This window comes from Paenibacillus sp. Y568 (assembly GCF_059445545.1).
Window position 1 is genome coordinate 300,573 of sequence record NZ_JCAIUM010000001.1, and the last position, 12,844, is coordinate 313,416.

17 protein-coding genes are annotated in these 12,844 nt (G+C 39.9%); 11 read left to right on the top strand and 6 right to left on the bottom strand.

Going from position 1 to position 12,844, the window contains the following annotated elements:
- Positions 1 to 145: 145 nt before the first annotated feature.
- Positions 146 to 967, top strand: a complete 822-nt coding sequence (locus tag AC1D7X_RS01500; protein WP_495474515.1) for a helix-turn-helix transcriptional regulator — start codon at positions 146 to 148, stop codon at positions 965 to 967.
- 122 nt (positions 968 to 1,089) lie between these two features.
- On the opposite strand, the gene yxiS is transcribed toward AC1D7X_RS01500, so the two are convergent.
- Positions 1,090 to 1,407: a protein YxiS gene (gene yxiS, locus AC1D7X_RS01505; protein ID WP_495474516.1), complete on the bottom strand. Its 318-nt coding sequence runs from the start codon at positions 1,405 to 1,407 to the stop codon at positions 1,090 to 1,092.
- 154 nt (positions 1,408 to 1,561) lie between these two features.
- Here yxiS and AC1D7X_RS01510 point away from each other — a divergent pair, with 154 nt between their 5' ends.
- The 3 genes from AC1D7X_RS01510 to AC1D7X_RS01520 all read left to right on the top strand — a co-directional run bounded on the left by AC1D7X_RS01510 (position 1,562) and on the right by AC1D7X_RS01520 (position 3,573).
- Complete coding sequence (locus tag AC1D7X_RS01510; protein WP_495474517.1) at positions 1,562 to 2,167, top strand: TVP38/TMEM64 family protein; 606 nt, start codon at positions 1,562 to 1,564, stop codon at positions 2,165 to 2,167.
- Between the two features lie 109 nt (positions 2,168 to 2,276).
- Entirely contained in the window at positions 2,277 to 3,245 is a 969-nt protein-coding gene (msrA, locus tag AC1D7X_RS01515; RefSeq protein ID WP_495474518.1) for a peptide-methionine (S)-S-oxide reductase MsrA, read from the top strand.
- 154 nt (positions 3,246 to 3,399) lie between these two features.
- Entirely contained in the window at positions 3,400 to 3,573 is a 174-nt protein-coding gene (locus AC1D7X_RS01520) for a DUF2188 domain-containing protein (protein ID WP_495474519.1), read from the top strand.
- Between the two features lie 141 nt (positions 3,574 to 3,714).
- On the opposite strand, the gene AC1D7X_RS01525 is transcribed toward AC1D7X_RS01520, so the two are convergent.
- A complete protein-coding gene (locus AC1D7X_RS01525) occupies positions 3,715 to 4,410 on the bottom strand; it encodes a YitT family protein (RefSeq protein ID WP_495454379.1) in 696 nt (231 codons plus the stop codon).
- 375 nt (positions 4,411 to 4,785) lie between these two features.
- Positions 4,786 to 5,154, bottom strand: a complete 369-nt coding sequence (locus AC1D7X_RS01530; RefSeq protein ID WP_495454378.1) for a cupredoxin domain-containing protein — start codon at positions 5,152 to 5,154, stop codon at positions 4,786 to 4,788.
- A 166-nt stretch (positions 5,155 to 5,320) separates the two neighbouring features.
- Here AC1D7X_RS01530 and AC1D7X_RS01535 point away from each other — a divergent pair, with 166 nt between their 5' ends.
- The 7 genes from AC1D7X_RS01535 to hmpA all read left to right on the top strand — a co-directional run bounded on the left by AC1D7X_RS01535 (position 5,321) and on the right by hmpA (position 10,644).
- Entirely contained in the window at positions 5,321 to 5,554 is a 234-nt protein-coding gene (locus AC1D7X_RS01535) for a DUF2249 domain-containing protein (protein WP_495454377.1), read from the top strand.
- A gap of 12 nt (positions 5,555 to 5,566) precedes the next feature.
- Entirely contained in the window at positions 5,567 to 5,899 is a 333-nt protein-coding gene (locus tag AC1D7X_RS01540; protein WP_495454376.1) for a hypothetical protein, read from the top strand.
- A gap of 165 nt (positions 5,900 to 6,064) precedes the next feature.
- Entirely contained in the window at positions 6,065 to 6,607 is a 543-nt protein-coding gene (locus tag AC1D7X_RS01545) for a DUF2249 domain-containing protein (RefSeq protein ID WP_495454375.1), read from the top strand.
- Positions 6,608 to 6,622: 15 nt separating this feature from the next.
- Positions 6,623 to 7,867 carry a hypothetical protein gene (locus AC1D7X_RS01550; RefSeq protein WP_495474520.1) on the top strand — a complete coding sequence of 415 codons (1,245 nt, stop codon included), beginning with the start codon at positions 6,623 to 6,625 and terminating at the stop codon, positions 7,865 to 7,867.
- A gap of 21 nt (positions 7,868 to 7,888) precedes the next feature.
- Positions 7,889 to 8,182 carry a metal-sulfur cluster assembly factor gene (locus AC1D7X_RS01555; protein ID WP_495454373.1) on the top strand — a complete coding sequence of 98 codons (294 nt, stop codon included), beginning with the start codon at positions 7,889 to 7,891 and terminating at the stop codon, positions 8,180 to 8,182.
- A 52-nt stretch (positions 8,183 to 8,234) separates the two neighbouring features.
- A complete protein-coding gene (locus AC1D7X_RS01560) occupies positions 8,235 to 9,209 on the top strand; it encodes a multicopper oxidase domain-containing protein (protein WP_495454372.1) in 975 nt (324 codons plus the stop codon).
- A gap of 229 nt (positions 9,210 to 9,438) precedes the next feature.
- A complete protein-coding gene (gene hmpA, locus AC1D7X_RS01565) occupies positions 9,439 to 10,644 on the top strand; it encodes an NO-inducible flavohemoprotein (RefSeq protein WP_495474521.1) in 1,206 nt (401 codons plus the stop codon).
- A 188-nt stretch (positions 10,645 to 10,832) separates the two neighbouring features.
- Here the strand turns inward: hmpA and AC1D7X_RS01570 are convergent, their stop codons facing one another.
- From AC1D7X_RS01570 to AC1D7X_RS01580, 3 genes are all read right to left on the bottom strand, one after another.
- Positions 10,833 to 11,330, bottom strand: a complete 498-nt coding sequence (locus tag AC1D7X_RS01570; RefSeq protein WP_495454370.1) for a Crp/Fnr family transcriptional regulator — start codon at positions 11,328 to 11,330, stop codon at positions 10,833 to 10,835.
- A gap of 179 nt (positions 11,331 to 11,509) precedes the next feature.
- Positions 11,510 to 12,034 (bottom strand): DUF2798 domain-containing protein, encoded by a 525-nt coding sequence (locus AC1D7X_RS01575; protein ID WP_495474522.1) that lies wholly within the window; start codon positions 12,032 to 12,034, stop codon positions 11,510 to 11,512.
- Positions 12,035 to 12,066: 32 nt separating this feature from the next.
- A complete protein-coding gene (locus AC1D7X_RS01580; RefSeq protein WP_495474523.1) occupies positions 12,067 to 12,627 on the bottom strand; it encodes a TetR/AcrR family transcriptional regulator in 561 nt (186 codons plus the stop codon).
- Between the last annotated feature and the right edge of the window lie 217 nt (positions 12,628 to 12,844).

Consider the following 12,844-nt stretch of genomic DNA (forward strand, 5'->3'; position numbering starts at 1 on the left):
ATGGTATTCTGAATTCGTTTATATTAAAATGAATAATATGCTTAAAACATGAACAATCTGGTCATTATTTTTATATAAATACTAGACCAAACCATTTAATGCAGATGTCCTGACTATTCGTCAGATATAAAAGGAGAACAGAAGAATGATTCCCGAAGATTCATGTCAAGTGTACGCAGCAGGATTCTCCTTTCATAGGAAACCTTTCTACACTTCACAATTAGACGGCGTAAACAACTACTTGATGCGCTTTCAAACCGATGGACGTTGTCGCGCTCGATATGATGGAAAGTTAGGTATGATCGAGACAGGTGATCTACTTCTTTACTCCCCATCTGAACCTTACGAATTAAAAATTGATAATGAAATCAATTCAATTGGCGAATTAACGATCGAAAGTGGAGATTACCATATTTTCTTTGGAGGCCAATGGATAGATAAATGGTGGAACTCTCAAGTTCGGCCTACACGTATGCATTTACCTCTTAATGAGGGGTTTTTGAGCTTAATTCGGCAGATTGTACTTGAGCAACGTCGTATGGAGAATCCCTATCCAGAAATTTCAGGGTACTATATGAGAATTCTATGCCTAGAAGTAGATCGTCAATTGAAAGAACAGCCAACGACTACACACAAGACTTATTTAGCATATCAAATCAAACACTATATTGAAGAGAACGCTTCCCATATGTTCAAGTTAGACGATGTCGCGACGCATGTCGGCATTAGTGTCTCCCGTGCTGTTCACTTATTTAAGGAAACGTTCGGTACTACCATCATGCAATATACCCTTGACGTAAAACTAGACATGGCACGAGAGCGGATCATATTCAGCCCAATGTCTCTTGAGAATGTAGCGGAAACTTCAGGATTCGCAAACTACACTTATTTCCATCGGGTGTTCAGAGCACGATTCAACATGTCTCCTAAGCAATTTCGTATTGCTAATCGCGATCAATTGAAATAATTACAATGTACCTATGGAACAAATAAACAAGTGGTTCATCCCATCTCTGCATAGGTTCCACTTGTTTAGATGTTCATATAAGTAAATAATTATGAATCTTTGAGTATCAGTATTAGTATGCCTTAGGGTCTTCGACTTACAGCTTCCGTAACAACAAAGGCTAGATCATGATTTCCGAAAAGCGAGAGCACGCCTAACAACGTATCGTCTGGAATATCTCCTGCCTCTTCCTTGGATACGGTAAGTTCTAGTACTTTTAACAATCGTTCATTATGTGGTTGATGCGGATACGCTTCGCTGTATAGTTCCTCTGGATCAATACTGTGGTTAATACACCATTGGGCAAAAACCAATATCATCATATCCTCGTCTTCGCGATAGCTATTCTTAATTTGTTCTTCCAAAGATAGTGCTGCAGTTCTATCGTAGTCCTCTTCCATGTTTCTCAACCTTTCTAAACCAATATAAAACCGTATACTTTCTATATTATAGCAAACCATTGTATTTAAGAAGACTTTATCAGAAGGGACTATCATTTTATTACACCAAATTGGTATGATACACAATGAAACCTTTTCACAGAAAGGACTTCTTATGAAGAAACTATTGCTACCGTTAGCCTATGTGCTCATATTAGGTGTAGCATTTATGTATAAATCCACCATTTGGGACTGGATGAACAATAATGACTCACTAACCACTCTGATTCTCATGGCGACATTGTTAGCCCTCTTCCCGATCATTCCATACAAAGTGATCATCGCTGTGCTGGGATATGCTTATGGTACCCTATGGGCATCTCTTATCGCTTGGTCTGGTACTACTCTCGCTGCAGTCATTGCATATGGCATTGTAAGATATGCTTTTCGCGAGCAAGGAAGACGTTATTTGGACAAAAGACGTTCTATCCAATCCTTCACTCGGATGACAGAGACCCATCCTTTTATGGCTATTGTCATTGCACGAATATTACCTATCGTTCCACAGATGATGGTGAATGTATTTGCGGGTGTCGCATCTATTTCTTTGTGGACATACACCTTCGCCTCAGGTCTCGGGAAAATTCCAGGCATTATATTATATGCTTATTTGGGCGGTAACCTAATAACTAAACCCTACATGTCCATTATCCTAATACTAGGATATCTATCCTTGATCGGCATAATACTCCTTGTGTACAAACAAAAGAACAAAGCATAACCCTTAGCAAACCAAGTAGTCACTAGGTTGAGTTCTTGGTTATGGAAAGCAAATGAATTATAATAGAAGTGACTTATATCATTTACAGTCAAAGAAAAGGAGTGATTTCATGAGCAACTCTCAATCAACAACTAATGAAAAGGCTACTTTTGCTGGTGGATGCTTCTGGTGCATGGTAAGTCCGTTCGAGGAACTTCCCGGCATTATAAGAGTCGTCTCCGGATATACAGGTGGACATACAGAGAATCCAACATATGAAGAAGTATGCACACATACAACAGGACATGTAGAAGCAGTCCAAATAACTTACGATCCTAGCGTGTTCCCATATGACAAGTTGCTTGAACTATACTGGCAACAGATTGATCCTACCGATGCCGGTGGACAATTCCACGATAGAGGAAGTTCCTACGGAACTGCTATCTTTTATCATACCGAAGAGCAACGTGAACTAGCGGAACAATCTAAACAAGCTTTAGAGCAGAGTCAACGTTTTGACCAACCAATCGTAACTCCAATTCTGCCCGCAGGCCCTTTCTATGAGGCTGAAGAATATCACCAAGGATACCATAAGAAGAATCCTGGACATTATAAGCGCTACCGTAAAGGTTCGGGACGTGAAGATTATCTTGATACCCACTGGTCAACACCCGTGAACAAAGATGAACTTAAACAACATCTAACCCCGATCCAATATGCCGTTACACAGCAAAATGGTACAGAACCCGCTTTCAACAACGAATTCTGGGATCATCATGGAGAAGGAATTTATGTCGATATCGTCTCTGGCGAGGCTTTGTTCAGTTCACTTGATAAATACGACTCTGGTTGCGGTTGGCCAAGTTTCACTCGTCCTCTTCGTGAATATACCGTTCGAGAAAGGGTAGACTCCAGCCACTTTATGGTTCGTACCGAGGTTCGTAGTAAAGAAGGCGACTCTCATCTAGGGCATGTATTCAACGATGGACCCGGGCCTAGCGGATTACGTTACTGTATTAACTCTGCAGCGCTTCGTTTTATTCCGATCGAGAAGTTAGAAGAAGAAGGGTATGCTGAGTACCGTACCTTGTTTGAGTAATATACTAACGATCAAAAGGTAGCTTCTTTCTCAAAAGGAGCTACCTTTCTTCATGTTTATAACATTATTCAATAGTTATGACGAATCGTTTGATTAAACATGGACGGGGTAATACAGAATAAAGCTGTAATTTTTAATTATTGGAGGAATGATTATGCCTTGGACTAAAAATGATTACCCACCTTCTATGAAAAATCTAGAACCTCGAATCAGAGACAAAGCTATAGAAATAGCTAATGCCTTATTGGAAGATGGTTCCGAAGAAGGGCGTGCCATAGCAATAGCAACCTCACAGGCGGAGAAATGGGATGCTAACCATCCTAAATAACCTCTGGATACCAAGGCCTCTAGATACCAAAAAAACCACTAGTTCAATAACGAACTTAGTGGTTTTTATTTTGGCTCGGACAAGACTGTCCTAGAACTACTTATATTATGGTAATAGAGGGCTTTCCATCGTCCCACATCATTAATGCGCACTTTGCATAACCTGTGCAGTCTTCGACTTACCAGATTGAGGTGTAATCCCTTTAGGTAACGCCGGGCTAGTCTTAGTCTTCTTCGTACCATAAGCCACAGTCAACGTGATCATTCTTCCAGCAATACTAACAGCTAGAATGGTATACAACGTCTCTCTTAAAGGCATATAGAAGAGGGAGAATAATAATACAATCGCATCAAACAAAAAAAACACTGTGCCAACTTTTATACCAGTCCAACGACTGATAAGAAGAGACAATATGTCATCCCCACCACTTGCGCCACCAACACGTAATATAATACCGGTAGCAAATCCCGTCAATAATCCTGACAAGAGTGCGGCAATGAACAAATTCTGATGCAGATCAATAACCATAACAGAGTAACGCTCAACTAACGCGTAAAAGATTGAAAAGGATGTAGTCGCGATCATCGTATTCACAAGAAATTTACGTCCATTGAGAAATAACGAAAGTAACATCACAGGAATATCCAATGCGAGTACGCTTAGTGCAGGTGGCAGGCCTAAAACGTATTTGCCCAATAGAGCTAAGCCAACAAATCCACCCTCTGTTAAATGATTCTGAAAGTTAATGTGATAATACGTAAAAGCCAAAATAAGTGTTCCAAGTAATAGTATAGCCGTATGTTGCAACGTTGAAAGCAGTTGTTCTCTTTTCCTCATACAAGTTCCCTCTTCTTCGTAGATTGTTGGTCATAAATGAGACAACCCTCTACGGGGAGAAAACTTGGTGGAGGACACGGTCCTTCGCATACTTAGTTTCCTTCTTTCGCAGAGGTTTGTCATGAATTATCCGACGGGTCTCTACGAGAAAAGCTAAGTGTATGAGTGATCATAACGTTTCCAGATCGTCCTTTGGGGAATGTTCCTTCGGGGACACATGGTATCCTGATCCTTTCTCTTGTTAGATTTGTTCTGAAATGATTATACCACCATTTAGGGCATTCCTAAACAGCTAATTCAGAAAAAAATAATTCTATATTGCCTTTTCCATTCCCGTGTTTAGGATAATAGCCATGTGCCTTCAGATAACATCGTTTATTCCACAATTAGCTTCCCTACCATTTGATTGTGACCCGCACCGCAATGAGCAGCACACTTATATTCGAATTCGCCTTTTTTGTTCGCTACAAATGAAATGGAATGATTCGGACGTACTTGTTTGTTATATCCCTTCAATTTGATCCCATGATATCCTTTCTTATTTTTTAATGTTATTTTGACTGTATCTCCTTGATTTACTTTGATTTCTTTCACATCGAATTCAAATGACGTAGCCGTAATTGTGAATTCCTTGGTATCTCCACCAGATCCCTTTTCTGATTCTTCCTTCACTTCTTTCCCACATGCTGTAAAGAGCACAAGAATAATGCTTAGGAGAACAGTAATCTTTATCCACTTCTTCATAAAAGAATCCTCCGTCATATTTATTTATCCCTTGCAAACCTTAATCATCTATAAATAAATCGTAGATCAATCTCATTCCCAGCATTGTGATTATAATCACGATGCGAGTCACCTTTTCTTCTATAATAGGATTTGTAACGATAATGATTCTCAGGAGGAATTCAAAATGAACAATATTACCGTCACCGTCAACGCTACCGAATACCCACCGCAATTAAAGCACAAAGTTATCTTTCAAACGTTCAATGATCTCCAACCAACAGAGGCCATGTTATTAGTAAACGATCATGATCCAATCCCTCTACGTTTCCAGTTCGAATCTATGCACCCAGGTGCTTTCACTTGGGAATATATCGAACAAGGACCAGACATGTTCCGCGTCAAAATCAGCAAATTATAGGAGTGGGTAGATGTGGCTGAAATTACAATCGTAGATCCCCAAACAATAAAAATTAAAGTCAGCTTAGAAGATGCAATTATCATGGTAACGGAGGCATCTAGGGATCTTTCCCTATATGCTTCTGATATTGTAACCATTTATGAGAAAATGCCTGTTTTTGAATATACCTACTTCTGTTTCTACGCTTATGATAGTGCCGCTTTATTCGAATTCATGCTAGACATTGACCCTAAACAATACAACTCATTCTCACTGGATGCTCCGGATTCTTTCTTCTATGCATTGTACGGTGGGATGGCGGCTTTGTACGATGTGGCCAAACAACTGCAACCACCCGAAATTTAAAAATATGTAACAATATAAAAACTTAAGTACATGCTTCCGATGCTAGTTTTTACGAAGTTCGTTCAAGTAGTAACGCTATAAAAACTTAAGTACATGCTTCCGATGCTAGTTTTTACGAAGTTCGTTCAAGTAGTAACGCTATAAAAACTTTTAGGAGTGGTTAACATGGATCGCACAGGACAGACGGTTGAGCTGGATGTTCGTCCGTATTTGAAGAAGAAAATCGAGCCCTTCAAGCTCATCATGGATACCGTAAAAACACTAAACAAGGAAGATATCTTTGTTCTACACGCCCCCTTTAAACCGACTCCTCTCTTTGGATTAATGAAAACTAAAGGGTATAACCATAAGATTGAGAAGCTAGAGTCTGATCACTGGGTCATTACATTCTTGCATAAGAGCAGCGACTTCAAGGTAGATACATTAAGTGAATACCTAGGTGTGGAGGACTTTCAACCTGAAGAGGAATGCCCAGCCGCCCAATCTCTTTCTCAGACCCATAAGTTGGATAACCGCGGATTAGAGCCTCCACAACCTATGATACGAACTTTAAAAAAACTTGAAGAAGCTTCTCTCGGGGACGAAGTTGTTATTCATAATGATCGGGTTCCTGTATTCCTTATCGAAGAACTCAATACTTTGGGCTACGACTACAACATCGAAGAGCAGCTCGACGGGTCAGCAATCATTCATATTCACAAAAAGTAAGGTGGTGTTTACTCTATGTTCCGCCTGCCATTTCTATTCATCATTACAGGTCTAATCAGTTTTGTGTTATTTCAGATCTTTTCCTTATTTGATTTGGCAACGTGGCTAACGGTATTTAGTGATGGACCTAGGTATCCTATCGGATGGACCCGTGTTCATCTGCTCGTTCTTGGTTGGGCAACCATGATTGCGATGGGTGCTGTGTATCAGCTCATTCCTGTCGTACTGCAGAACCATAGCTTATTTAGCAAAAAATTGGGCTATGTTCATTATTTCTTTTTTACAATCGGAACCGCAGGGTTACTCATTGGATTCCAAACGATGCAGGTGATGTGGATTGCAGGATTCGCCACTCTCGCATTCATCGGCATTTTACTATTTGCTGTTAATATTGGCGTAACTCTTGTCCGTGCTAAAAAGTGGAATACCATCACCATTAGCGTCGCCTGTTCTGTCACCTATCTTGTACTTACAGGAACCTCAGGTATGCTCATGGGGTTAAACTTCTATTTCGATCAGTGGGGAGACTTTCACGAGCAATTACTTGGAGCTCACATCTGTTTCGCAGCCTTCGGCTGGTTCGGTCTGCTTATCACAGGTTTCAGTTATAAAATGTTTCCTATGTTCTATCTATCTCATGGACATCCGGAGTTACTACAAAAAGTTGTCATTGCGTTATGGAATGCAGGTGTACTTGTGGGCGCACTATCCTTTTTATTCAATGGCCCTGGATGGCTAACATGGTCTAGTTCATTATTGATCGTACTAGGCATGGTTGCTTACTCCGTTCATCTATCTCAAATTGTTCAACATCGGCACAAACCTAATCCCGGAACAGGTATGAAATGGTCTCTATCACTGGCCCATACTGTAACACTAATCGGAGTCGTTATCGTTATTCTCTTCCCTTTCATTCCTGACATGATGCATCAATCCCGAATGATCGTTATCCTTGGGTGGTTGTACTTATGGGGATGGGTCGGACTAACGTTGCTGTCTTATTTATCTAAAATTGTCCCTTTTCTATGGTGGACACAAAAGTATGGTCCTTTAATAGGCAAAAAAAAGATACCTACCATGTCCGATCTAATCAATGATCGCCATGTTCATATTGGATTAATCGTAATCGTGAGCTCATTGTTCATACTCCTGGTAGGCCTAAGTTGGAATCAAACATGGATCACATCCATTGGAGGAAGTGTTCTTGCTCTAAGTTCACTCATTTATATAAGTCTGATTGCTAAGGTATTTACGAAATAGATTAATTTAGGAGGATTTGATATGGAATCTATTACAGAATGTCTTAAGGAAGTATATGATCCAGAACTAGGAGTAAATATTGTCGACCTTGGACTTATTTACGATCTACAATTCGTAGAAGGACATGTGTCTGTAGTGATGACACTCACCACGCCAGGTTGTCCAATGCACGATATGATCGTTGGTGGCGTAACCCGAGCACTCCAAACCTTGCCTGATGTTCGATCGGTCGAAGTCGACGTTGTGTGGGAACCCGCTTGGTCACCAAGCCTCATGTCAGATGAGGCGAAAGAACATCTCGGATATATGTCATAGCTTCATTTCCCTATAAATAGCGATGGTTATCTCAAATTGGAGGCTGTTTACCATGTTCAACTGGAAGTTATACATCATTGTTTTGATCGGCTTTACTATTATTTTATCTGGTTTCTACGTAAATCCTATCCCTATCATCGAAGAGGAACCTGTTTTAGAAACACTGAATCAGCCTCCAGTTGAGCCTATCATCGTGCGAGATGGAAATGTTGTTAAAATCAATATGACTGCGCAAGTCACAAATGTCGAAATTTCTTCAGGTGTTTTCTATAATGCCTGGACGTTTAACGGTACGGTGCCTGGTCCTATCATTCGAGTGAAAGAAGGAGATACTCTCAACTTCACATTAAATAATATGGACCCTGACATGCCACACTCAATGGACTTTCATGCGGTTCAGACGTCTCCTAGTAAGAATTTTGTGGATATTATGCCACTTGAACATGGCTCCTTTACTTACTCAGCTAACATGCCCGGTGTGTTCATGTACCATTGTGGGACGGACCCCGTGTTAGAACATATAGCCAATGGAATGTATGGTTCTATTATCGTTGAACCCCGAGATGGATATCCAACGGATCATGAAGTTGATCGAGAGTATACTATTGTTCAAAGTGAGTGGTATGCAGAACATGATTTCAATGCTTTTTTAGATGGAGATCCTGAGTATGTCGTATTTAATGGAGATGACTTTACGTTAAAGGAACATCCTCTGTTAGCAAAAGTTGGAGACAGAGTTCGATTATATGTTAATAATGTAGGTCCCAATAAAGTATCTTCCTTTCATATCGTGGGAACCATTATGGATCGTGTATATATCGATGGCAATCCGAGAAATATAATGTATGGTCTACAAACAGTCTTACTCCCAGCGAGTGGAGGTGCGATTGTAGAGTTCATTGTAAACGAAGCCGGAGATTATCCTATTGTAACGCATCAATTCAACGATGCCACCAAAGGGGCAAGCGCTGTTCTCAGAGTCACTGAAGATGGATTAGATACAGGTGAACCAACGATGTCACATTGACTTTGGCATTTTCAATCTAGGATTGATTATCCAACAAGTGCAACAGGGATTTACAATTTTTCATAATATTTCGTACCTTTTTGTCGTATTGTGAGCAATGTCATTGCAAAATTTGTTTCGTTCACATTTTATCAACTTTTCATGTGACTAGAAACACACTTTCTTTCTCTGCCCTTCTATATGCTTAATTAGTAGCAAATATTTTATCGCAGGAAAGAGGTCGTTGTATATGTTAGATCAACAAACTATTGAGATAATAAAATCAACCGTTCCGGTATTACAGGTACATGGCAAGACCATCACAACTGCCTTTTACGGAATGTTATTTGAGAACCATCCTGAACTATTGAACATATTCAATCACGCTAACCAACGTCAAGGTAAACAGCAGACTGCCCTGGCTAACGCTGTACTTGCTGCGGCAGCCAATATCGATCAGTTAGAGAACATCCTACCCGTAGTAAAACAGATTGCGGAGAAACACCGTGCATTAGGTGTATTACCTGAACATTATCCTATTGTTGGTGAGACGCTATTAGCTGCCATTCAGCAAGTACTTGGCGATGCAGCGACTCCAGAAATTATGGATGCTTGGGCTAAAGCCTATGGTGTGATTGCCGATGCATTTATCGGTGTTGAAGTAGCTAAGTATCGTGAAGCTGCTGAAGCACCTGGAGGTTGGAGTGGATTCAGAAACTTTGTTGTAAGCCAAAAAATTAAAGAAACTGAGCTTATTACTTCTTTCTACCTTTCTCCTCAGGATCAAGGCGCTATTTCAGCATATTTGCCTGGTCAGTATATTACCGTACGTGTTAAACCTGAAGGTGAGGAATACACACACATTCGCCATTACAGTCTATCGGCCGCGCCTGGACAACCTTATTACCGCATCACCGTTAAACGTGAAGATGCAGCGACTGATAAACCAGCAGGTGTCGTATCTAATTATTTACACGAGGCCGTTCATGTCGGTTCTGTAATAGAAGTGAGCGCCCCAGCTGGAGAATTCACGCTGGATCAAAGTACGAATATTCCGGTAGTTCTTATTAGTGGTGGTGTTGGGTTGACACCAATGATAAGTATGCTTGAGACATTAGCTACGGAGCAGCCTGAACGCAAGGTAACCTATATCCACGCTGCCATTAATGGAAAATTACATGCCATGAAGGGAACAGTAGAGGAATTGAGTCAGTCCCATTCTCATCTGACATCCTATGTGTGTTATGAATTACCTGAAGAAAACGATACGTTCGATAAATTGGGTTACATGGATCTAGCTTGGCTTCAAGAAGTCGCAGATCCTAACGCAGACTTTTATTTCTGTGGACCTACTCCTTTTATGCGTGCTATATATAAAGCGCTATTGGAATGGAACGTACCTCAAGAAAGAATCCATTTTGAATTTTTCGGTCCCGCTGGTAGCTTAGAAGTGTAGAAATCATACATTGATTCGTAAACTATAACGATATCTTAGCCTTACTAAAAAGAGGATAATATGTTCATTATATGAGCATATTATCCTCTTTTTTATTTAAATAATTTAATTTCGATAAATTCACAAAGGTCTATTCCACAGGGTCGATAACACCCTAAGGAATAGACCCTTATTTGCTAGTAGCATGATTACTTTAATCGCAACAAGCGATTTACCGTTTCTCTACGAACACCAATCAACTGACCGATCTCCTCTTGTGTTAGCAGTTCGGTTACATCTACCCCATGAGAATAATCATGTAGCCATTCGCTAAGTAGTTCCAGTCGATCTGCAGGGTTACCCGCAGTCAGATGATCTACTCGTTGTTGCATAAAGCGCAATTTCGCCTGTAGCAACAGAGCCACTTCCATAGGTTTCGCAGGATCCTCCAACAATTGGCGATACCAATCCTTCGCAAGGATGACTTCAACCTCACTGTCCATCAACGCTATTGCTGTACCATGCGCTTCCTTAGCCGTAATAAGAGAGTGATGAGGAACCGTTTCGCCCGAATACAAAATATTAAACAGCACCATATTTCCGTTCTCGTGTAACCGCGTCACCTTAAATAGCCCACGTTTGATATGGTATAAATATTCACCACTATCCCCCTGACGGAACAAAATTTCGCCCTTATGTAGAATCATTTCCTTCCCCCCTGTTTTAACCACATTAATTTTATTATAGCAGAAATGAGGACAACCTTCCTTTAGCCTTCATTTTCATAAATAAGTTGTCTATATTTCATCAATATGAATCAAAATAAAAAGCCCTCTAAAGGGCTCATTTATCATTTTTATATTATTTTATCATTAATATTCTTTGATTAAGCAACGTTTTTCTCTACCATCATTGCGGCATTATTTTTTTCATCTTGCTTAGCATGTAATTTGACCATCGCAAATCTTGCAATCGGTTGAATCACTAAACTCTCAGCTGCAAGTACAATCAAGAAATTTCTTGGCCAATTCGTTAACCAGTTACTAAATGTCTCGGAACTAAGACCGCCGTTACCTATGACCCCTCCGATAAATGTCATGCACGCTGACATACCAATTACCGTGAATAAGATACGGAATAATATCTTTGCATTAAAGCTATCTGTTGGTGCAGTAAATTTCGCAGCTAATTTCTCTGCAATACGACCTATAACTACCGCTTCAAGAAGCATCGCAATAACGATCATAATCGGATATATCTTCAGAATCGATAGGGCAACTTCTCCATCAAATTTCCCTGCACCTAGAATGGTACCTAGTGATGACATAAACAAAGCAGTTAAGGCACAAATGATCAGACCATACAGCGCTCCCTCTTTGCCGTTTCTTGGTAATCTTGTTTCCTGTTCCATGTTTTTCTTCCTTTCAATTCTTATATAGTTTACTAAAATTCCTTCAATAAGCTTGGTAATACCTGTGAAACTATTTTTAGCGGTTCACTTGTTTTTTTAGTTAAACAAAGCATAATACCACCTTCAATAGAGGCTGTCATCATTAGCGCAACGGAGTGTGCTGTTTCTTTCGAAAAACCATCTGTAACTAACTTGTTCGAATAAATCTCTTCCATCTTTGTGAATGAGAGTTCACATGCCGTTCTAACAGGTTCACTTAGTGATCCTATCTCACTAACGATACTACTAAACGTATACCCCGTAATCATCCCATTTCGATCATATTGATCGATCAATTTCTCAATCATCGCTTGCGTAGCATGTAAAGTAGATGAATGGTGTTGGAATATTTCCTTCATATCCGTTGTTATTGTGTCGTTCAATGAATGAAGACAAGCGATAAGTAATTCTTCTTTCCCATTTGGAAAGTGGTGATAAAGCGAACCTTTTGAAAGGTTACATGCTTTTAAAATTTCGTTTAATCCTACACCCAAATATCCTTTTTGCTGAAAAAGAGATGTTGAGATGTCGATAATTAGCGACTTTGTATCCATTTCCGTAGTGTACCTCCTCCATACCGACCAGTAGGTATGTAAATATATCATAAATTTATTTAGTAGGTCAAACTTTTTTACTTAACTAATCGTAGTTGTTTTCACATTTTAGACAAATATCCCCCCTTTAAAACTTCCTCTTAGGACTCTCCAGATCTCACTCTAACTGCACGATAATCAAGTATTATTCCGAAGCTACAAAGAGAGTGTGTCACTA